The sequence below is a fragment of the Phenylobacterium sp. genome, from assembly GCF_016793285.1.
GTDB lineage: Bacteria > Pseudomonadota > Alphaproteobacteria > Caulobacterales > Caulobacteraceae > Phenylobacterium.
Genome location: NZ_JAEUMO010000112.1, coordinates 1 through 20,596, shown reverse-complemented (window position 1 = coordinate 20,596; position 20,596 = coordinate 1). Strand labels below are relative to the sequence as shown.

General features: G+C 70.5%; 19 protein-coding genes. 7 read left to right on the top strand and 12 right to left on the bottom strand.

Annotation, left to right across the window (positions count from 1 at the left end; translation table 11 throughout):
- The coding region (locus JNL41_RS11305; protein WP_293474974.1) for a hypothetical protein at window positions 1–202 on the top strand (202 nt) is incomplete at its 5' end.
- 40 nt (window positions 203–242) lie between these two features.
- Here JNL41_RS11305 and JNL41_RS11300 read toward each other — a convergent pair.
- Window positions 243–1,376, bottom strand: coding sequence for a hypothetical protein (locus JNL41_RS11300; protein WP_293474973.1), 1,134 nt, complete (start codon window positions 1,374–1,376; stop codon window positions 243–245).
- Window positions 1,377–1,495: 119 nt separating this feature from the next.
- On the opposite strand from JNL41_RS11300, the gene JNL41_RS11295 reads away from it, so the two are divergent.
- A complete protein-coding gene (locus tag JNL41_RS11295) occupies window positions 1,496–3,130 on the top strand; it encodes a long-chain-fatty-acid--CoA ligase (RefSeq protein ID WP_293474972.1) in 1,635 nt (544 codons plus the stop codon).
- Window positions 3,131–3,134: 4 nt separating this feature from the next.
- Here JNL41_RS11295 and JNL41_RS11290 read toward each other — a convergent pair whose 3' ends face one another.
- Both JNL41_RS11290 and JNL41_RS11285 read right to left on the bottom strand, forming a co-directional pair.
- Window positions 3,135–3,722, bottom strand: a complete 588-nt coding sequence (locus JNL41_RS11290) for an NAD(P)H-dependent oxidoreductase (RefSeq protein WP_293474971.1) — start codon at window positions 3,720–3,722, stop codon at window positions 3,135–3,137.
- Between the two features lie 17 nt (window positions 3,723–3,739).
- The gene (locus JNL41_RS11285) at window positions 3,740–4,219 is read right to left on the bottom strand and encodes a MarR family transcriptional regulator (RefSeq protein WP_293474969.1); all 480 of its coding nucleotides are present in this window, start codon (window positions 4,217–4,219) and stop codon (window positions 3,740–3,742) included.
- Window positions 4,220–4,328: 109 nt separating this feature from the next.
- On the opposite strand from JNL41_RS11285, the gene JNL41_RS11280 reads away from it, so the two are divergent.
- Window positions 4,329–5,387 (top strand): hypothetical protein, encoded by a 1,059-nt coding sequence (locus JNL41_RS11280; RefSeq protein WP_293474967.1) that lies wholly within the window; start codon window positions 4,329–4,331, stop codon window positions 5,385–5,387.
- 98 nt (window positions 5,388–5,485) lie between these two features.
- Here the strand turns inward: JNL41_RS11280 and JNL41_RS11275 are convergent, their stop codons facing one another.
- The 4 genes from JNL41_RS11275 to JNL41_RS11260 are packed head-to-tail and all read right to left on the bottom strand — an operon-like array spanning window position 5,486 to window position 9,440.
- Window positions 5,486–6,193, bottom strand: coding sequence for an alpha/beta fold hydrolase (locus tag JNL41_RS11275; protein WP_293474965.1), 708 nt, complete (start codon window positions 6,191–6,193; stop codon window positions 5,486–5,488).
- Window positions 6,194–7,141, bottom strand: a complete 948-nt coding sequence (locus JNL41_RS11270) for a 2-hydroxyacid dehydrogenase (RefSeq protein ID WP_293474963.1) — start codon at window positions 7,139–7,141, stop codon at window positions 6,194–6,196.
- Window positions 7,138–8,439, bottom strand: a complete 1,302-nt coding sequence (gene eno, locus JNL41_RS11265; RefSeq protein WP_293474962.1) for a phosphopyruvate hydratase — start codon at window positions 8,437–8,439, stop codon at window positions 7,138–7,140. The genes JNL41_RS11270 and eno overlap by 4 nt, the downstream gene beginning before the upstream one ends.
- A complete protein-coding gene (locus tag JNL41_RS11260; RefSeq protein ID WP_293474960.1) occupies window positions 8,436–9,440 on the bottom strand; it encodes an aminoglycoside phosphotransferase family protein in 1,005 nt (334 codons plus the stop codon). Before JNL41_RS11260 ends, eno begins: the two co-directional genes overlap by 4 nt.
- A 145-nt stretch (window positions 9,441–9,585) precedes the next feature.
- Here JNL41_RS11260 and JNL41_RS11255 point away from each other — a divergent pair, with 145 nt between their 5' ends.
- From JNL41_RS11255 to JNL41_RS11245, 3 genes are all read left to right on the top strand, one after another.
- Complete coding sequence (locus JNL41_RS11255; protein ID WP_293474958.1) at window positions 9,586–10,194, top strand: VOC family protein; 609 nt, start codon at window positions 9,586–9,588, stop codon at window positions 10,192–10,194.
- A 220-nt stretch (window positions 10,195–10,414) separates the two neighbouring features.
- Window positions 10,415–12,622 carry a TonB-dependent receptor gene (locus JNL41_RS11250; protein WP_293474956.1) on the top strand — a complete coding sequence of 736 codons (2,208 nt, stop codon included), beginning with the start codon at window positions 10,415–10,417 and terminating at the stop codon, window positions 12,620–12,622.
- Window positions 12,623–12,664: 42 nt separating this feature from the next.
- The gene (locus tag JNL41_RS11245) at window positions 12,665–13,990 is read left to right on the top strand and encodes an MFS transporter (protein WP_293474954.1); all 1,326 of its coding nucleotides are present in this window, start codon (window positions 12,665–12,667) and stop codon (window positions 13,988–13,990) included.
- Window positions 13,991–14,034: 44 nt separating this feature from the next.
- Here the strand turns inward: JNL41_RS11245 and JNL41_RS11240 are convergent, their stop codons facing one another.
- A complete protein-coding gene (locus JNL41_RS11240; RefSeq protein WP_293474952.1) occupies window positions 14,035–14,796 on the bottom strand; it encodes an SDR family oxidoreductase in 762 nt (253 codons plus the stop codon).
- 28 nt (window positions 14,797–14,824) lie between these two features.
- Window positions 14,825–15,949, bottom strand: coding sequence for a nuclear transport factor 2 family protein (locus JNL41_RS11235; RefSeq protein WP_293474951.1), 1,125 nt, complete (start codon window positions 15,947–15,949; stop codon window positions 14,825–14,827).
- 197 nt (window positions 15,950–16,146) lie between these two features.
- On the opposite strand from JNL41_RS11235, the gene JNL41_RS11230 reads away from it, so the two are divergent.
- A complete protein-coding gene (locus JNL41_RS11230) occupies window positions 16,147–16,536 on the top strand; it encodes a nuclear transport factor 2 family protein (protein ID WP_293474949.1) in 390 nt (129 codons plus the stop codon).
- A gap of 16 nt (window positions 16,537–16,552) precedes the next feature.
- Here the strand turns inward: JNL41_RS11230 and JNL41_RS11225 are convergent, their stop codons facing one another.
- The 3 genes from JNL41_RS11225 to JNL41_RS11215 all read right to left on the bottom strand — a co-directional run.
- Complete coding sequence (locus JNL41_RS11225) at window positions 16,553–18,727, bottom strand: TonB-dependent receptor (protein ID WP_293474947.1); 2,175 nt, start codon at window positions 18,725–18,727, stop codon at window positions 16,553–16,555.
- 81 nt (window positions 18,728–18,808) lie between these two features.
- The gene (locus tag JNL41_RS11220) at window positions 18,809–20,191 is read right to left on the bottom strand and encodes an MFS transporter (protein ID WP_293474945.1); all 1,383 of its coding nucleotides are present in this window, start codon (window positions 20,189–20,191) and stop codon (window positions 18,809–18,811) included.
- A 56-nt stretch (window positions 20,192–20,247) separates the two neighbouring features.
- The coding region (locus JNL41_RS11215; RefSeq protein WP_293474944.1) for a carboxymuconolactone decarboxylase family protein at window positions 20,248–20,596 on the bottom strand (349 nt) is incomplete at its 5' end.

Here is a 20,596-nt window from a genome sequence, read left to right as displayed (position 1 = left end):
CAACGGGAAGGTCAAGGAGGTGGTGCTCACCGCGCAGGGCGAACGCATGCGGCGGGACGCGCAGCGCGCGATGCTGCTGATGGGTGAGGAGCTGGGCCGCAGGCTGGGCCAGCCTGCGCTGCTGCGGGCCGCGCAGCTCCTGCACCAGGAGTGGGGCGATCCGCCGACCTTCGACCCCGAAGAGGTCGGCCGACACGACTAAGCGCGGGGTCCCCGCCGGACCCCGGACCGGCCCAGGCGGTCTAGCGCTTCCTGGCCACCCAGTCGCAGAGGAGGCCCGCGGCGGCCTGGCGCTCCTCGAGGCTGTCCTCGAAGTAGTGGGCGCCGGGGATCATGTTCAACGTCTTGTCCGCCGAGCCGATGTTGTCGTGGATCTTCTTCGCATCGCTCGGGAAGACGCCCGTGTCGGCGAGCCCCTGGACCACCAGGCAGGGCAGGTCGAACTTCGCGAGCTGTTCGGCGCCCTGGCACTTGGACGTCTCCAGGCTCCACATCGAGAGCCAGGTCTTGAGGTTGTTCGCGCGGCCGATGCTGGGCGAACGGTTCGCGACCGCCGGATGGCCCCGGTAGCACATGGGGGTCTTGCGTTCGGACGGGTCGATCGCGCCGTCCATCATCCGCAGATCGCCCCAGCAGCGGAACAGCGGGAACAGGCGATCCGGAACGCCGGCGGCGTTGAGGCGCGCGAGCTCCGCCTTCGCCCAGTCGGTGATGCGCTGGTTCCGCGCGCGCTGGGCGGCCCGATAGCGCGCGATGAACGCCTCCGTGTAGGGCGGACCGTTGTCGGGGTTGAACGGGTTCAGGCTCTCGTCGGTGGCGACGGGGTCGAACTCGTCGACCACCGAGGCGTCCATCCAGTCGGTCAGCACCTCGGGGCGCCCCTGGTGCGCGTTGAGCGAGATGTAGAGGTCGGCCCGGGGCAGGGTGTTCAACGCCTCGAGGCCGGGACCGCTCAGGAGGTCGCCGAGCGTCGGCGAGATGGCTTCGGCCTGGTAGGCGCCCATCAGCGAGCCGCCGCCGGAATTGCCCAGGATGACGATGGTCTCGACGCCGGCCTGCTCGCGCAGCCAGCGCATGCCCACGCCGATGTCGATCACCGCGTGTTCCAGCAGGAACTGGTCCTCGGCGCCGCGGTAGCGCGTGTTCCAGCCCAGGAAGCCGTAGCCGCGCGAGGCCAGGTACGGCGCGATGTAGTGTTCGGAGAAATCGACATTGTAGTGGGTCGCGATGAAGGCCGTCTTGGGCCGCTGTCCGCTGGGCGAGGTGTAGATTCCCTGGCAGGGGTGTCCGCCGGCCTGGATCCGTGGGGACGTGGGCGAAGTGAAACCCAGGAACTGCCGGTCCAGCCCGCGCAGCAGGTCGCTGTCGTCGATCACCAACTCGCCGTCCTCCCTCGAAATTCCGCCCGGACACAGTCGCCGCGCCCCCGACAGATACTTCGTAAGCTAATCATTATGGCCGATCCACAACGAACTTTGCGCCGGAGGACGAGCCCATGAGGGCCCTGATGCAGGACTGGTCGCTGACCCTGGACAAGATCCTCGACCACGCCGCGCGCTGGCACGGGGAGCGCGAGGTGGTGACGCGCTCGGTCGAAGGGCCGGTGACGCGCAGCACCTACGCCACGGTGCATCGCCGCGCGAAGCAGGTGTCGCACGCCCTGATCGAGGCGGGCATCCGGCGCGGCGACCGCGTCGCCACCATGGGCTGGAACAGCGACCGGCACCTGGAGGCCTGGTATGGCGCCATCGGCGTCGGCGCGGTGCTGCACACCCTGAACCCGCGCCTGTTCCCGGACCAGATCGTCTACATCGTCAACCACGCCCAGGACCGGGTGCTGCTGGCCGATCCGGCCTGCGCCCCGCTTCTGGCCGAGATCCTGCCGCGTTGTCCCACGGTCGAGCGCGTGATCTTCCTGAGCGAGGCCGCGCCCCAGGCGCCCTTCCCTGCCGAGTCCTACGAGACCTGGATCGCCGGCCGGCCCGACGACACGCCGTGGGGCGGCTTCGACGAGACCACGGCCGCGGGCCTCTGCTACACCTCCGGCACCACGGGCGACCCGAAGGGCGTGCTCTACGGCCACCGCTCCAACTACCTGCACGCCATGATGACCCTTCAGCCCGACGCGCTGAACCTGTCGGCGCGGGATACGGTGCTGCTGATCGTGCCGATGTACCATGCCAACGCCTGGGGCGTGATGTACTCGGCCCCGATGGTGGGCGCCAAGCTGGTGCTGCCGGGCCAGAAGCTGGACGGCGCGGCGCTGCATGAGTTGATCGAGACCGAGGGTGTAACCTATTCCGCCGGCGTGCCGACCATCTGGCAGATGCTCATCGCCCACCTGAAGGAGACCGGCGGCAGGCTGACCACGCTACGGCGCGTCACCGTCGGCGGCTCGGCCTGCCCCGAATCCATCTTCCGCACCCTGCACGACGACTACGGCGTGGACGTGATCCACGGCTGGGGCATGACCGAGACCTCGCCGCTGGCGACCGTGTCCATCCCGTCGCCGGAGATCGCCGACCTCGGGTTCGAGGCGCAGCTTCCCTACAAGCTCAAGCAGGGGCGGCTGCTCTGCAATCTCGACCTCAAGCTGGTGGACGACGCGGGCCGCCGCCTGCCGCACGACGGCCGGACCTTCGGCCGCCTGATGGTCAAGGGCCCCACCATCGCCAGCGGCTATTTCCGCGGCGAGGCCGGCGACGTGCTGGACGACGAGGGGTTCTTCGACACCGGCGACGTCTCGACGATCGACCCCGAAGGCTACATGCAGATCACCGACCGGGCGAAGGACGTCATCAAGTCGGGCGGCGAGTGGATCAGCTCGATCGACGTCGAGAACATCGCCGTCGCCCATCCCAAGGCGGCGCTCTGCGCGGTGATCGGCGTGGCGCATCCGAAGTGGGACGAACGCCCCGTGCTGCTGGTTCAGCTCGTGCCGGGAGAGACCGCGGGCAAGCAGGAGTTCCTGGACTTCCTGGAGGGCAAGATCGCCCGGTGGTGGATGCCGGACGACGTGCTGTTCGTCGATGACATCCCGCTGGGCGCGACGGGGAAGATCGACAAGAAGCTGCTTCGCCAGCGGCTGACCGGCTATGCGCTCCCCTTCGACCCCGGGCTGAGGCGGTAGGATCTCAGGCGACAGGCGGCTCCAGCCGCTCCGCCAGTTCGATCACGCGCGCGACGAGGCCGCCCAGCAGTTGCGCCGGCAACGGCTGCTTCAGCGCGCCGGTCTCGTCGAAGGCGTCGAGGGCGAACGGGACCAGCACCTGTTCCGTCGCCACCATGACCTGAATGGTCGACAGGACCTGCCGCAACTGGGTGATCCCGCGCAGGCCGCCGAAGGGGCTGATCGAGGCGGCGACGAGGCCCGCGACCTTACCACGGAAGGCGCTGAGCGCCACGAGGGTCTCTCCGTCGGTGGGCCGCGACACCCAGTCGATGGCGTTCTTCAGCACGCCGCTGACGCCGCCGTTGTACTCGGGCGACGCGATCAGGAAGCCGTGGTGGGCGCGGAACAGCGCCTTCAGCTCGCGCGCGGCGTCGGGGAACGCCCGGGCCTCGAGGTCCCCGTCGTAGAGCGGTAGCTGGAACGCCTTCAGATCGACCGGGGTCACCTCGGCGCCACGCGACCTGGCCTCGGCGGCGGCGAGATCCACCAGCGCCTGGTTCAGGGAGCCTGCGCGGGTGCTGCCCGAGATGGCGAGGAGCTTGACGGGCATCGCGGTCCTTCAGGAGATCAGGCGGCGGAGTCGGTCGGCACGTCCTCGCGGACGTCGGCGGCCAGGTTGCGGCCCACCTGGACCAGCGCCTTGCGCAACACGTCCACCTCGGCGGGCGTGAGGCCTTCCAGCGCAATGCGGTTGACCTCGGCCACGGCCGGCAGCAGCTCGGCCTCCAGCGTCTTGGCCCGGGGGGTGAGGAAGACATGCACCTTGCGCCGGTCCTCGACGCTCTTGGTGCGGGTGACGAAACCGCTCCGTTCGAGGCTCTTGAGCGCGATCACGGTGGTGGGTTCGCGCATCCCGACCCGCCGGCTGAGCTCGCGCTGGGTCAGGCCCTCCTCCCGCCACAGGACTCGCAGGAACCGCCACTGGCCGCTGGAGACGCCGTGCGGCGCGGTCCGGACCTCCAACGCCCGGGAGAACGCCCGGAACGCGATTCGGGTCAGGTAGCCGATGCTGCGCGCGGGGTCGGCATAGATCTGGATGTCACTCATCGGCAGACCATTCCACCCTTTGGGCAAGCGCTGCAATCAGGGGCTGTTGACACGCGGGGGCCGGCGCCCGCCAAATACATAGAATACTAATTATTCAGGTTGCAACACGATGCCGATCCCGGGCCTGCCGCTGCTTCCGACGACGATCGTCGGCAGCTATCCCCAGCCGGACTGGCTGATCGACCGGGAAGGCCTGAAGTCGCGCCTGCCGCCGCGCGTCCGCGCCCAGGAACTGTGGCGCATCAAGGATCCGAAGGAGCTGGCCGACGCCCAGGAGGCGGCCACGCTGGTGGCGATCAGCGACCAGAAGCTGGCCGGCATCGACATCGTCGGCGACGGCGAAATGCGGCGCGAGAGCTATTCGAACCGGCTGGCGACCGCGCTGGCGGGGATCGAGACCGACCCGCCGGGCATGGCCATGGACCGCACGGGCGCGATGAACCCGGTGCCGCGCGTCGCCGGCAAGATCCGGCGCGCCGGCCCCATCGAGGCGCAGGACGCCGGCTTCCTCAAGCAGCGCGCCGGCGGGCCGGTGAAGATCACCATCCCGGGTCCCTTCACCATGACCCAGCAGGCGCAGAACGATCACTACCCCGACGCCCGCTCCCTGGCCCTGGACTACGCCGACGCCGTCAACGCCGAGGCGCGCGACCTGTTCGCGGCGGGCGTGGACATCGTCCAGCTCGACGAGCCCTACCTGCAGGCCAAGGCCGACGAGGCGCGCAGTTTCGCCATCGAAGCCATCAACCGGGCGGTGCGGGGCGTCGGCGGGATCACCGCGCTGCACATCTGCTTCGGCTACGCCCACGTACACCAGGGCGCCTCCAAGCCGGGCGGCTACGCGTTCCTGGAGGAGCTGGAAGCCTCGGACGTCGACATCATCTCGATCGAGGCGGCGCAGCCCAAGCTGGATCCGTCGATCCTGCGCGAACTGCCCGGCAAGCACATCATGTACGGCGTCATCGACCTGAACGACCCGAACGTCGAAACCCCCGAGACGGTGGCCAGGCGCATCCGCGAGGCCCTGCCGTATGTCGACGCGGAGCGCCTCATCATCGCCCCCGACTGCGGCATGAAGTACCAGAGCCGCGAGGTGGCTTTCGGCAAGCTGAAGGCCATGGCCGACGGCGCCGCGATCGTGCGGCGCGAACTCTCGGGCCAGCGCTAGAGCATCGCGCCGAAAGGTGGCCGCCGGTTTTCGGCGATGACGATGCGCAATCAAAAATCGAGAGCGCGCGGCTTGAGTCCCGAATCACGCAGCGCGCTCTAGCCGCCGGCCGACGCCAGCCAGGCGGCCAGGATGCGATTGGTGGTCGCCGGCCGCTCCAGCGTCGGCAGGTGGCCGCAGTCGTCGATCGCCTCCAGCCGTGCGCCCGGCACGCCGGCGAGGATCTCGGCCTGGTGCGCGTCGGTGGTGATGCCGTCCTGGGCGCCGTGGATCAGCAGCGTCGGGCAGGCGATGGCGCCCAGCGACGGCCGGTTGTCGGCGCGGCCCATGATCGCGCGCTGCTGGCGCAGGAAGGTCTCGGCGCCCGTCTCGGCCGCCATCCGGCGCACCACGCTCAACAGCGTCGCGTCCTCGCGGCGGGCGGGGTGGACCAGGATCGGGATGCGCTCCTCGACCACGTCGGCGAAGCGGCCGGCCTCGACGAGCCGGATGTAGCCCTGCCGCCGCTCGGTCTGCGCCGGCCCGTCGTTGGGGGCGAGGGTGGAGATGAGGACGAGCGAGATCACCCGTTCGGGCGCGCGGCGCATGACCTCGAACGCGGTGAAGCCGCCCATGGCCAGCGCCACGAGGTGGAAGCGGGGCGGCGCCTCGTCCAGCAGGCGCTCGGCCATGCCGCCGATGGTCTCGTCGCGCGTATGGTCCGAGAAGCGCAGGTCGTAGTCGCGCGAAAGCGCCGCAAGCTGCGGCGTCCAGCATTCGTGGGTCATGAGCTGGCCGGACGTGAAGACGACGGAAGGGCGGGGCATCTAGACCACCTGGTTGTTGAGCGGCTCGCCGGCCTGCAGGCGGCGGATGTTCTCGAAGGCCGCGGCGAGGCTGCGATCCAGCGTCTCGGGCGTCAGCCAGGCCTGGTGCGGCGCCACCACCACATTGGGCAGGCTCAGCAGCGGATTGCCGGGATCGACCGGCTCCTGCTCGAAGACGTCGAGGCCCGCCCCGCGAAGCTGGCCGGAACGGAGGGCCGCCACCAGGGCCGGCTCGTCCACCAGGCCTCCCCGGGCGGTGTTGACGAGGATGGCGCCGGACTTCATCGACGCGAGCGCCCTTGCGTCGATCATCCGCGCGGTCTGCGGCGTCAGCGGCAGGTGGAGCGAGACGATGTCGGCCTCCGCCAGCACCCTCGACAGCGGCAGGAAGCGGCCTGCAGCCTCCGGCTTGTCGCTGCGCGCCGTGTAGATCACCGTCGCGCCCAGGGCCTCCAGCGCCGCGCCCAGCCGCGAAGCCGAGGCGCCGTAGCCGACGAAGCCCACGGTGCGGCCGGCCAGCTCGCCCACACCGTCGATCAGCCCGGGATCGGGCGCCCAGCCCTGCCCCTGGCGGGTGAGCGGATCGAGGTAGGAGAGCCGCCGCAGGACCGACAGCATCAGCGCGAGCGCCATCTCCGCCACGGCCTGGCTGTTCGTGCCCGGCATGTTGGAGACGGCGACGCCGGCGGCCCTGGCGGCCTCGAGGTCGATGGTGTTCACGCCCACGCCCAGCTTCTGGATCAGGCGCAACCTGGGCGCGCCGCCGATCATGCCGGCGGTCACCGGCTTGAGCACGTGGAGCAGCACCTCCGCGTCCGCGATCTGCCGGGCGAACGCCGCGTCGTCGAACTCGTCGACGACGACGGCCTCGACGCCGGCCGCGCCGGCGTGGCGGGCCAGTAGCGCCCGGAAGCCGTCGCTGGCGCGATAGTGCAGGACCGCCTTCACGCGAGTCCCGCCGCCACCGACGCGGCGAAGGCCGAGGGGCCGGCGAAGACCGCATCGGCGCCCATGGCCTCCTCGATCCTCAGCAGCTCGTTCCACTTCGCCATCCGCTCCGAGCGCGAGAAGCTGCCGACCTTGATCTGGCCCGCATCCCACCCGGTGGCCAGGTGGGCGATCGACACGTCCTCCGTCTCGCCCGACCGGGCCGAGACGATGGCTCCCCAGCCGAGCGCCTTCGAGGCGTCGAGCGCCGCCTCGGCGCGCGAGACCGTGCCGGCCTGATTGACCTTCACCAGCACCGCGTTGCCCGCGCCCGCCGCCGCCGCGCGCCGCACGCGCTCGGCGTCGGTCACCAGGATGTCGTCGCCGATGAGCTGCACCCGGTCGCCATAGCGTCGCGTCGCCGCGGCGAAGCCTGCCAGATCGTCCTGGCTGACCGGATCCTCGACCGAGAGGATCGGATAGCGCCGCACCCACTCGGCCACGCGCTCGACCATCGCCTCGCTGCCGTACTCCACCCCGTCCAGGCCGAGCCGGTATCGCCCGTCGCCGCCGTCCAGCTCGTTGGCCGCCACGTCCAGCGAGATGAACACGTCCTCCCCCGGCCGGTGGCCCGACCGCTCGATCGACTGCAGCAGGGCCGTGAGCGCGTCCTCGTTGGAACCGAACATCGGCCACCAGCCCCCCTCGTCGGCCGCGCCGGCGAGGCGCCCGGTCTCCTCCATCAGCCGGCCGGCGGCGCGGAACACGTCGGCGGTGACCTCGAACGCCTCGCGGATCGTGGCGGCGCGCGGACACATGATCATGAAGTCCTGCACGTCGGTCCGCCGGCCCGCATGCGCGCCGCCGCCGAAGATCTGGATCTCGGGAAGGGGGATGCGGACCTGCCGTCCCCGGGCCAGGTGCGCCCACAGCGGCAGCCCCGCGGCCGCGGCGGCCGCGTGCAGCGCCGCCAGCGAGACGGCCACCGTGGCGTTGCCGCCCAGCCGCGCCAGGTTCGCCGTGCCGTCGGCCTCGGCCATCGCCGCGTCCAGCCCCGCCTGGTCGGCGCCGTCGCGGCCGACCAGCAGCCTGGCGATCTCCCCGTTCACGGCGGCCACGGCCCGATCCACGCCCATGCCGCCGAAGCGGTCGCCGCCGTCGCGCAGGTCGATCGCCTCGTGCGCGCCGCGCGAGGCCCCGGCCGGCGCGATCGCGCGGCCCAAGGCGCCGCCGGCCAGGGCCACCTCGGCTTCGACGGTCGGGCGACCTCGGCTGTCCCACACCTGGCGGCCGCGCACGGCGGCGATCGTCGTCTTCATCTCGTCTCCAGGGCTTCCTTCCAGACGTCCGCCAGCGCAGCCATCGCCGGCGCGCCCTGCGCCACCAGCCGGCGCGCGACGGCGCGCACGAATCCCTTGTCCTCTTCGGTCTGGAGGTAGTCGGCGGGCGACTTGCCGTCCACGCGCGCCAGCAGGATCGCGGCGGTCAGCGGCGCGGCCCGCGCGTCGAGTCCGGCCGGACTCTCCCAGTCGACGCCGGGCAGGTAGCCGCCCTGCAGCGCGTCGTAGGCGTCGAGGTAGGCTGTCCGATGCGCCGGCTTCCAGACGGTCTTCAGCAGCAGATGCGCCGAGCAGAAGGCGAGGTCGAAGGCCGGGTCTCCGTACCAGGCGCACTCCGCGTCCAGCAGCACCGGGCCGTCCGGGCCGTGCAGGATGTTCTTCGGGCTGACATCGCCATGGACCAGGGTGGTGCGCGCCGCCGCCGTCCTGTCGGCGAGGGGAACCAGCCGGTCGGCGAGGTCGGGATGGACCTCGGCGCAGCGGCGCAGGAACGGCGCCAGCCGCAGGTCCTCGAACATCTGCGTCGTCCGGAAGCGGGCCTCCACGCCCCGGTCGCCCGCGGCGCCCGCGTGGATCGCCGCCACCATCCGCCCGACCGCGCCGGCCAGGCCGGCGTCGACGCGGCCGGCGGCCAGGTCCGACTTCCAGACGCTGTGCGTCGCCGGGTCGTAGAAGCTCATCACGAAGAGGTTCGCCGCCTCGTCCTCGTAGAGCACCTGGGGCACCGCCCGGCCGGCGAACGCCTGCGCCGTCCTCAGCCATTCGACCTCGTAGTGCGACCGCTCGACAGGCGCGCGCCAGTCGGCCGCCACCCTCAGCCGGGCGAGCGCGCGCTTCACGCAGACAGGGCCGGCGGGCAGGTCCAGGCGGAACACGTCGCTGGACACGCCGCCGGCCAGCGGGTGCAGTTGCGGCGCGGCGTCGGGCGGCAGGAATCCGCCCGCCTTCAGCGCCTCGACGATCTCCTGAATGGCGTCCACGGCCAATACTTAGTATCCTAAGTTACGACGGTCCAGCGACGCACGGGCCGGCCGCCGCGACCGTCAATCAAATTGACGGAGATCGGCGAGCGGCGTTTAGTTCGCGTCACAATGTTCGAGCGCAGGCTCGACGGAGGAGAACGACATGGCCCAGCCGACCAACCGTGAATTCGACATCCAGGGCGTGAACCATCTGGCGCTGGTCTGCAAGGACATGGCCAAGACCGTCGAGTTCTATCGCGACGTGCTGGGCATGCCGCTGGTGAAGACGATCGACCTGCCCAACGGGATGGGCCAGCACTTCTTCTTCGACATCGGCAACGGCGACTCGCTGGCCTTCTTCTGGTTCCCGAATTCGCCGGCCGCCGCGCCCGGCGTCGCAGCGCCCGCACAGCTGCCCGGCGGCGGCGACATCCGCTCGGCGCACGGTTCGATGAACCACATCGCCTTCAACGTCCCGGCCGAACGGTTCGACGAGTACGTCGACAAGCTGAAGGCCAAGGGCATCCAGACCGGCCCGGTGCTGAACCACGACAATTCGCCCAACCAGGTGAGCGCCGAGATCACCGACGACGTGTTCGTCCGCTCCATCTACTTCTGGGATCCCGACGGCGTGATGCTGGAATTCGCCTCGTGGACCCACGCCGGCTTCACCGAGAAGGACGTGGCGCACGAGGCCGTCGACGCGGACGGCAGGAAGTCCCGCCCGGTGGTCCTCAAGGCTGAGAGCAGGCCGCTCGAAGCGGCAAAATAGCGACACGATCCGGGAATCGCCGGCGCCGCCGCGGGCGGCGCGGGCTTCCCGTTGACAGAAACACTTAGGAATCTAATTATACATCTAAGGACTGTCTGAGGCTCGCGGCTCAGGCTCGCCTCGGCGTCAATCAGATTGACGCTCCGCGCGAAACGGGCGCCGCGTGCGAACAAGCTCGACCGAAGAACGTCGAATAGAAAAAACAGAGGGGGAGGCGGCAATGAACGCCCGGATTCTACTGGCTACCACCATGCTCGCGAGCGGCCTTGCGACCGCCGCCCTCGCCGCCGACGACGCCGCCTCCACGAACGTGGGCGAAGTGGTCGTGACGGCCCAGAAGCGCGCCGAGAACCTGCAGGACGTGCCGATCTCGATGGAGGTCGTCTCGGGCAAGGCCATCGAGGCGTTCCACGCCGACACCTTCCGCGCCCTCAGCGTCCCGAACGTCAACGTCGGCAACATCGGGGGCAACGACGTCATCTACATCCGCGGGTTCGGCTCGCCCTCGCAGAACTACTCGTTCGACCAGGCCGTCAGCCTCTATGTGGACGGCATCTACGCCGGGCGCGGGCGGCAGTTCATGGCGCCGTTCTTCGACCTGGAGCGTGTCGAGGTGCTGCGGGGCCCGCAGGGCGCCCTGTTCGGCAAGAACACCGCCGCCGGTGCGATCAGCGTGATCTCGGCCCAGCCCACCAAGACCTTCGAAGGCTCGGTGACCGGCATCTACAACTTCAACCAGGACGGCCCCGAGATCTCGGGCTACGTGTCCGGCCCGCTGAGCGACCAGGTCAGCGCCCGCCTCGCGGTCAAGCTGCGCGACGTGGACGGCTTCGTGAAGAACCTCGGCCAGAACGGGCGCGAGGAGCTCACCACCAAGCAGGCGCTCGCGCGCCTCATCGTGAAGTACCAGCCCAGCGACACCTTCGACTACGTCGGCAAGGTCGAGTTCGCCCAGTCGCGGCAGCGCGGCAACGTGACCGTCGCCGGCCCGCTCACCGCCGAGCAGCAGCCGCGCAAGACCCGCTTCACCACCGACGGGCCGCTGGGCGAGGCCGGGTTCGACACCATCGCCTGGAACGTCGCCGGCGCCGGCACGCTGGACCTCGGACCGGTCAGCCTCGTCTCGGTCACGGGCTTCTCGTCGTTCAAGGCCAAGCACACCAACGACTTCGACCAGACGATTCCGACGGGCGGCGTGACGCCGCACACCGTGTCCAACAACTATCCGGAAACATTCCAGCAGTGGTCCCAGGAATTCCGGCTTCAGTCCCCGGGCGGTGAGAAGTTCGACTACATCATCGGCGCGTACTACGACAACGCGCAGTACATGGTGGACCAGTACAATTTCTACGGCATCGCCGGCCTCGGCCAGTTCATCATGTACAGCCACTTCAAGCAGCAGGCCGAATCCTGGTCGACCTTCGGCCAGGGCACCTATCATTTCGCCGACAATTTCAGGCTGCTGGGCAGCCTGCGCTACTCGCACACCAAGAAGCGCGGCGCGTTCAACGTCGCCTCGCTGCGGGGCCCCTTCCCGTTCCGCCCGATCACCTCGGCGCGGGCGAACATCTCCGAAGGCAACATCGACCCGTCGATCACCCTGCAGTACGACGTGACGCCCGCCGTCATGGTCTACGCCACCTACGGCCAGGGCTCGAAGTCCGGCGGCTTCGTCAGCAACACCTACGCCACCACCAATGCGACCTTCACCTTCGAGCCCGAGAAGTCCGAGAACTTCGAGGCGGGCGTGAAGAGCACCCTGCTCGACGGACGGCTGGTGCTGAACGGCGCGCTCTACAAGACCAAGTTCGACGACCTCCAGGTCTCGACCTACAACCCGAACGTCCAGAGCTACATCGTCGGCAACGCCGCCAAGGCCAGCGGCACGGGCGTCGAACTGGCGGCCACCTGGTATCCGGTGTCGAACTTCGACATCACCGCCACGGGCGCCTACCAGGACGTCAAGTACGACGACTATCCGGGCGCGCAGTGCCTGGCGACCCAGCCCGTCACCCAGTGCAACCCCGCCGTTCCGGCCAGCGTCCAGGCCAACAACCTGCGCGGCTTCCCGCTGCCCAACATCTCGAAGTGGAGCGGCACGCTGCGGGCGCATCACGTGGCCGACCTGAGCGAGAACCTGCAGCTCAACACCACCGTGTCGGTGTCGGGTCGCTCGAAGTTCTTCAACGCGGACGACGAGAGCCCGCTCTACGGCCGCCAGAAGGGCTACGCCAAGGTCGACGCCCGCGTCGAACTCGCGCCGCCCGGACAGCGGTGGCACGTGGCGCTGGTCGGCACCAACCTCACGAACGAGCTGACCACGAGCGGCGCGTTCCGGCTGCCCACGCCGATCACCACGGTCTCGCGCGCCCTCTACTGGGTCGAGCCGCCGCGCAACATCTCGATCGAGGCCGGCCTGAAGTTCTGATCCCAGGCGGCGGCGGTCCTGCCGATGGCCCGCCGCCGGCCCATGCCTGAGGGAGAGCGCCTCACGCCGGACCCCGCCGCCGCCCTGCCCGCGACCACAGCCAGGCCGGGACGCGTCCTCGCCCTGCTGCTGCTGATCGTCGTCGGCACGGTGAACTATGTGGACCGCCAGATCCTGTCGGTGCTGGCCGAACCGATCCGGCAGGATCTCGGGCTCAGCGACACCCAGCTCGGCCTGCTGACGGGCCTCAGCTTCGCGCTGTTCTACGGCGTCATGGGCGTGCCGGCCGCCATGCTGGCCGACCGCCACCACCGCGTGCGCCTCGTCGCCGCGGCCTGCCTGCTGTGGAGCGCCTTCACGGGCGCCTGCGCCTTCGCCGGCTCATTCCTGCACCTCGCCCTCGCGCGGTTCGGCGTCGGGATCGGCGAGGCCGGCGGCACGGCGCCGTCCCTCTCGATCCTGGCCGACTACTATCCGCCACGATACCGCCCCGCCGTGATCGGCCTCTTCACGGCCAACGGTCCGCTCGGCGTGTTCGTGGGCGCGAGCTTCGGTGGCTGGATGGCGGGCCAGTACGGCTGGCGGGCCGCCTTCCTGGCGGTCGCGGCGATCGGCGTCGTCGCCGCCCTGCTTCTCGTGCTCTTCGTGCGCGAGCCGCCGCGCGGCGGACTGGATCCGGCGTCTGCGGCGGGCCCGTCGCGGCCGATGCCGCTGGGCCCGACGCTGCGGGTGTTCATGTCGCGGCCGGCGCTGCGCTGGCTGCTGTTCGCCAGCGGCGTCGCCGCGTTCGTCAGCACAGGGATGCTGAGCTGGATTCCCGCCTTCCTGATGCGCGTGCAGGGCATGCCCCTGGCCGAAGTCGCGCGCTGGTTCGGACCGGCCGCGGGCCTCTGCTTCGGCATCGGCATCGCGGGCGGCGGCGCGCTGGTGAACTGGGCCTCGCGACGCAGCCTTCGCGCCTACGGGTGGGTGCCCGGCCTCGCCATGCTGCTCACCGGTCCGACCCTGGCGCTGGCTCTGCTGGCGCCCGACTGGCGGACGTCGCTGGCGCTGATGACCGTGCCGATGATCTGCTCGACCATCTATGTCGCGCCGGCGCTGGCGCTGGTCCAGAACCTGTCGCCGGTCGCGGCGCGCGCCACGGTCACCGCCCTGGTGCTGCTGGCCTTCAACATCGTGGGCCAGGGCGGCGGCCCCCTCGCTGTCGGGATGCTGAGCGACGGCCTGGCCGGCCGCGGGGCCGCCGATCCGCTGCGCATCGCCATGATCGCGCTGGCGCCCGTGGCCGCGCTGTCGGCGCTGGCCTACTTCGCGCTGGCGCGGGTGGTGCTGCGGGACGCCGAAGCCGCGGCCCGCGACGGCCTATAAGCAGGGGGTCGGTCGGCCTGCCGCTCCCGGGCGGCCTTCCCGGCTCAGTTCGCCATGCCGCCGCCGTCGACGGCGATATCGGCGCCCGTGATGAACGCGCTCTCGTCCGAAGCGAGGAACAGCGCTGCGGCGGCCACGTCGTCGGGCTCGCCGATCCGCTTGATCAACTGGCGCGACGTGGCCCGCTCGGTCCACCCCTGCTGGCGCATCAGGGGCTCCGTCTGCGCCGAACGGATCATGCCCGGCGAGATGGTGTTGGCGCGGATGCCGTGCAGGCCGCCTTCGCAGGCGTACTGGCGGGTCATCGCGGTCACCGCGCCCTTGGCGGCCGAATGCGCCAGCATCCCCTGGCCGGTGGAGCCCTTCTTCGCGGCCGTGGAGGCGGTGTTGATGATCGAGCCGCCGCCGGCGGCGATCAGGTGCGGCCAGGCCGCGCGGCAGAGATGGAAGATGATGTCCACCTCCTCGGTCTGGGTCCGGTTGAAGGTCGCGTAGTCCATCTCGGCGACGAACGCGAAGTAGGCCATGGCGGCGTTGTTGTAGACCACGTCGATCCTGCCGAAGCGCTCCAGCGCGAAGGCCACCAGCCGCTCGGCGCCCTCAGGGACCGAAAGATCCACGGGCTGCAGCGAGACCATCTCGCCACCGGCCGCGCGCACCTCGTCCGCCGTCGCCCCTGCCGCCGGATCGATGTCGCAGCCGACCACCTTCGCCCCCTCGCGGGCGAACATCAGCGCCGCAGCCCGGCCCATGCCGCTGCCGGTGCCGGTGATGATCGCGACCTTGCCCTCCAGACGCCCTGCCACCGAATTCCCTCCCTGGGCGCCGCGGCGCCTATCTGCGGTCCAGCAGCGCGGCCACGACGGGCCGCGACACGTCCGCGTCGCCGCGCTGGCCGCGGAACTGCGCCGGGACCTGGCCCAGACCGCCGTCGCGCACCGGGCGGTCGTGGCGCCACTCCACCAGCGTCTGGCGCTCGGCGATCTTCCAGCGTCCGTCACGACGCTCCAGCCGGTCCACGTAGCGCCCGCCGGCCACGCCTTCGTAGGGCGCGTCGCGCCCGCCCCAGAAGCCGCCCGCCGGCGCACTGGTCGGGACCGCGTGGAAGGCGATCACGTAGGTCTCTGCCCAGGCCGTATCGCCCTCGACCCGGATCAGCATGTTGCCGGTCTGGTGGTGGGTGGCGCTCAGCGGGCCCAGCGTCGTGCGGCCGCTCTGCTCCATCTGCGGAATGGTGCGGACCGCATCCAGGAAGCGCGACGCGCCGTCGGCGTGGAACACGTCGTCGATCAACTCCCAGCGGTGGCGGTCGACCATGTGACAGAAGCGGTTCACCACGTCGGCGATCTCGGCCCGCGCCGCCAGCAGGTCCAGCGTCCGGGCATCCTGCGCGGCCGCATCCCCGCGCCACGCCGCCACCACCGGCAGCGAGACGTCGTCGTCGCCCCAGAGCCCGCGATGCTCCATCGGCACGTCGGCGAGCCCGCCCTCGTTCACCGGCTGATAGTGGCGGAATTCCGCGGCCGAGCGCCGCTCGGCGATCCGCCAGACGCCGCCCCGCCGCTCGAACCGATCGACGTAGCGGGCGCCGAAGACGGCGTCGTAGGCCTCGCCCGTTCCGCCGAACGGCCCGCCGGGCGGCGCGTCGGCGGGCACGCGGTGGAAGGCGGTCACGTAGGTCTCGGCATGGGCCACGTCGCCCTCGAGCGCGATCTGGATGTTGCCCACCTGGTGGTGCGTGACCCCGACCGGCTCGAGCAGGGCCGCGCCCTGCTTCACGAACTCCCGCCACGAGCCGCCGATCACCGAGAGGTGACAGGTGGCGTCCTCGTGGAACACCGTGTCCATGAGCCACCAGCGTCGCCGGTCGGTGGCATGGCAGTAGCGGTGGATCACGTCGGCGATCTCGGCGCGCGCGGCCAGCGCCTCGGGACCGTAATCCGCAGCCTGCGTCGTCATGGGGTCCTCCCGAGACCGCGCCCGCTTGACCGCGGAACATAACTTAGACATCTAACTAAGAGGCAGCCGGGTCCCGATTGCAACCTCTGCACGGACGGCGAACCGTAAATCTGATTGACGCCGGAAGCCCGGCCCGGAGGGGTCGCCCACGACCCGGTTCGCGGACCCGCCGGCGCCACGACGAGGGAGATCGATCCATGTCCGACGATGCCGCCATGCGGGCGCTGGCCAAGCACTTCTTCGACTGCGTGGAGAAGGGCGACGTGGACGGGCTGGTCGCCTGCTACGCGCCCGACGCGAAGATCTGGCACAACACCGACGGCCTGGAGCAGTCGCCCGAAGACAACCGCCGGACCCTGCAGGGCATGACCCAGCGCCTCGTCGACCGGGTCTATGACGAGCGCCGCGTCTACGTCTATCCCGAGGGCTTCACGCACCAGCACGTGCTGCGCGGCACACGCGTACACGATGGCGTGCGCCTGGCGCTTCCCGCCTGCATCGTCTGCCGGGTCAAGGACGGCAAGGTGACCCGCCTCGACGAATACTTCGACTCCGCCGCCGTGGCGGAGTTCCGCAAGTTCGCCTGACGGTCACCCCGGCGCGTCACATCTTCCAGGTCAGCGTCACCCCGTAGGTCCGGGGCGGCGCGTAGGGCACCAGGACCTGGCGGTAAGGCGCGAACGCGGTGACGTAGGTCGCCACGAGCTCGTTGCTGAGGTTCTTGCCCCACACCGCGACCTCCCAGCGCTTGTCCGGCGAGGTCAGCGAGACGCGCCCGTCCCAGTTGATGAACCCCTCCTGCTTCTGGGTCGCGATGTTGGAGGCCTCGAAGTAGCTGTGCGCCTGGTTGGTGTAGTCGACGCGGCCGAGCACGCCCCAGCCACTGACGTCGAAGGCGTACTGTGCGCCCAGGTGGATCTTGTCGCGCGGCGAGCGCGGCAGGTCGTTGCCGGTGAAGTTGGCCGTCGCGCCGCTCGCGAAGTCGGTGAAGCGGGCGTGCAGGTAGGCGTAGCCGCCGTCGATCTGCAGGCCCTCGAGCGGCGTCAGCACAAACTCGGCTTCGAACCCCTTGATCCGCGCGGTGGCGGCGTTGCCGACCACGACACAGCACAGCGGCACGAGCTGGGAGACCTGCAGGTCCTTGTAGTCGGTGCGGAACACCGAGAGGTTCACCAGCAGGCGCTTGTCCAACCACTGGGTCTTGGCGCCGCCCTCGTAGCTCCAGGCGTACTCGGGATCGTAGGCGGTCGACTGGCTGACGCCCGAGCCCGCGATCCCCTGGAAGCCGCCGCTCTTGAAGCCGCGCGTGGCCGACGCGTAGACCAGCGCCTCGGGCGTGGCCTGCCAGTCCACGGCGAACCGGGGCGTGAGGGCGTCCCACGACTTGGCCCCGCGCACGTCGTAGTCGGCCGCCAGCGGCGGCGGCTGGCCGGGACCCGACACCTTGCGGCCGATGAAGCGGCCGCGCTTCCTCTCCCAGGTCTGGCGCAGGCCCGCCGTGGCGGTGAGCGTGTCGGTCACGGCGAAGCTCGCCTGTCCGAACACCGCCCAGCTACGGCCCCTCACGAACTGCGGATAGGTCGCCACGCCGGTCTGCGCCGCGGCCGGGAAGTCCTGGCGCAGGTCCTCGATCCGGTTGTTGTCCTCGTTGAGGTAGTACGCCCCGACCTGCGCCTTGAGGCGGCCGTCCACGGCGTCGAACGCCAGCCGCACCTCCTGGCTGAACTGCTTGTTCTTCTCGTGATCGGTCTCGGTCGATTCGATCTGGGCGGGCGGGTTGACGGGGTTCGAGAAGAATGGCGTGCGGAAGTTGAGCGTGACCGCCCGGTAGGCTGTGATCGAGGTGAGGTCGCCGAACGGCGTCTTCCAGTTCACCTCGCCGCGGTACGTCTGCAACCAGCGGCGCAGGTAGCCGTCGGTGTAGGCGTTCACGACGCGGGGATCGGGGTTGACGCCCACGCAGTGGATCCCGGCCTGGAAGCTCGCGTCGCAGATGTTGTGGCGCGGGTTGCCCCTCTGGTCCTGGTCGGTCAGGTCGGCGGCCAGCACGATGTCGAGGTCCTCGCTCGGCAGGTAGCGCAGCGCCAGCGTCGCCGTCTTCAGGTCCTGGTCGTTGACCCGGTGGCCCGTGGTCTCGTTGAACTCGTACCCGTCGCGGTTCTTGATCGAGCCGCCCACCGACAGGAACAGGGTGTCGCTGATCGGCAGGTTGCCGCGCGCGTTGAGCGCGACGCGGTCGTAGTTGCCGTACTGGCCCTCCAGGCGCAGCGCCGCTTCCGGCCCGGGCTTGCGGCTGACGTACTGGAGCAGGCCGCCGACGGCGTTCTTGCCGAACAGGGTGCCTTGCGGCCCTCGGAGCACCTCGACCCGCTCGAGGTTCAGCGCGTCGATGTCGGGCGTGCCGCCGCGGCCCGCGTAGACCCCGTCGACGAACACGACCACCGAAGCGTCGCCGCCGGCGTTCTGGCTGATCCCGAAGGCCGAGCCGATGCCGCGGATCGCGAAGTTGGACTGGATCGGGTCCACCGCGCCCGCGCTGAACCCCGGCGTGCGCAGCGCGATGTCCTGGATGGTCTCGATCGACTGCCGCTCCAGGGCGGCGCTGGAGAAGGCGCTCACCGCGACCGGCACCTTCTGGATGTTCTCCTCGACCCGCTGGGCGGTGACCACCAGCTCCGAGACTTCGGCCGTCGAGGTCTGCGCCGCCGCCTGACCCGCGCACATCAGCATTGCGCCGAACGCCGCCCACGACACGCCGTTGGCGAGAGACCTGGTCATCTTGCTTCCTCCCCTGTCGGCCTCGTCATCGGACGCGAAACCTTGCCGCACGCTAACCCATATTCGATAGCATGCTAAGCATTAGTGAGCTCCGGCCCCAGCCGCATGTTCGGCCGCCTCCGCCGCCTCCACGGCGCGGGCGAAGGGCTTCAGCCCCAGGGTCAGCACCAGGGCCGAGACCGGCAGCGCGGCGGCCGTCACCAGGGCGAGGCCGTAGCGCAGCGCGTCGTCCGACCCGAACACCCGCTCCGTCGCCAGCGCGATCGCCGTGGGCCCGAGGCCCAGGCCCACCAGGTTGGCGGCGAGGAAGTACAGCGCCACGACCCTGGCCCGCAGCCGGTCGGGGGTCACGAGTTGCAGCGCCGCGCCGGCGACGCCGCCGTGGATCGTGCCGAACAGCATGCCGGCGACCATCAGAGCCAACGCGATGCCGGCGCTCGGCGCCAGGGCCATGCCGACGAAGAGCGGGGCCAGCACCACGGCGTTCAGCCGGATGACGCGCAGGTGCGCGTCCTTGAAGCCGCGCCGGTAGAGCGTGTCGGCGAGCCAGCCGCCCAGCAGCAGGCCGCAGGCCCCGCATCCCGCCGTCGCCGCGCCGAACCAGAGCCCGGCTTCGGGCACCGGCATGCCGTAGGTCCGGTGCAGGAACTGCGGAATCCAGGCCATCGCGCCGTACATCACCAGCGCGACCAGCGACATGCCGGCGAAGTGCGCCGACAGCGCGGCCCGATGCGTCCCGAGGAACGCCAGGAGTTCGTCGCGGCCGGCCTGGCCGCCGCCCGTCGTCCGCCGCCGGGGCTCACGCACGGTCAGCGCGATCAGCGCAGCGACGGCGAGGCCGGGCAGCCCCACCCATACGAACGTCAGCCGCCACGGCGAAAGCTCGCCGAGCCATGGGACGAGGACCGGCGGCCCTTCGGTCACGAAGCGCACCACCAGCGCGCCCGCCGCCAGCGCGATGCCCGAACCGAGCGGCACGCCGATCGAATAGACCGCCATGGCCCGGCCCAGCTTCTCGCGCGGGAAGTAGTCGCCCAGCAGCGAGTAGGCCGCGGGCGAGAGCGCCGCCTCGCCGACGCCGACGCCGATCCGCGCGGCGAACAGGCCCGTATAGCTCCGCGCGAGGGCGCAGGCGGCCGTCATCAGGCTCCAGGCGGCCACGCCAGCGGCCATCAGCCCGCGCCGGCTGCCGCGGTCGGCCAGCCAGCCCAGGGGGAGCCCCAGCACGCTGTAGAAGATCGCGAAGGCGAACCCCATGAGCAGGCTCATCTGCACGTCGGAGATGCCGAGATCGGCGCGGATCGGCCCCACCAGCAGGCTCAGGATCATCCGGTCGATGAACGACAGGGTGTAGGCCGTGAGCAGCACGCCCACGACATACCAGGCGTAGCCGTCGGATGAGGCCGGCGCGCCGCCAGACGTCGCCTGCCGTGGTGACGCCGCGGGAATTTCCGCCTGGGCCATGATTCCCTCCGATTACTTAGATTTCTACACAATCGGACGTGCGCGGGAAGTCGCGATCAGGCGCCGACCTCCGCGAGGACGGCCGAGGCCAGGTGGAAGGCGGCGTTCGCCGCCGGCACGCCGCAGTAGACCGCGCTCTGCAGGATCACTTCCTTGAGCGCCTCCACGGGCACCCCATGCTCCAGCGCGGCCTTCAGATGCAGCCGCAACTCGCCCTCGCGGCCCAGCGCGATCAGCATCGCGACGGTGAGCAGCCGCCGCGTCTCGTGGTCGAGGCCGGGCCGGCTCCAGATCTCGCCCCAGGCGTAGCGGGCGATCAGGTCCTGGAATTCGGCGGTCAGCGGCGTGGCGGCCGCGGTCGCGGCGTCGACATAGGCCTCGCCCAGCACCGCGCGGCGGTTGGCC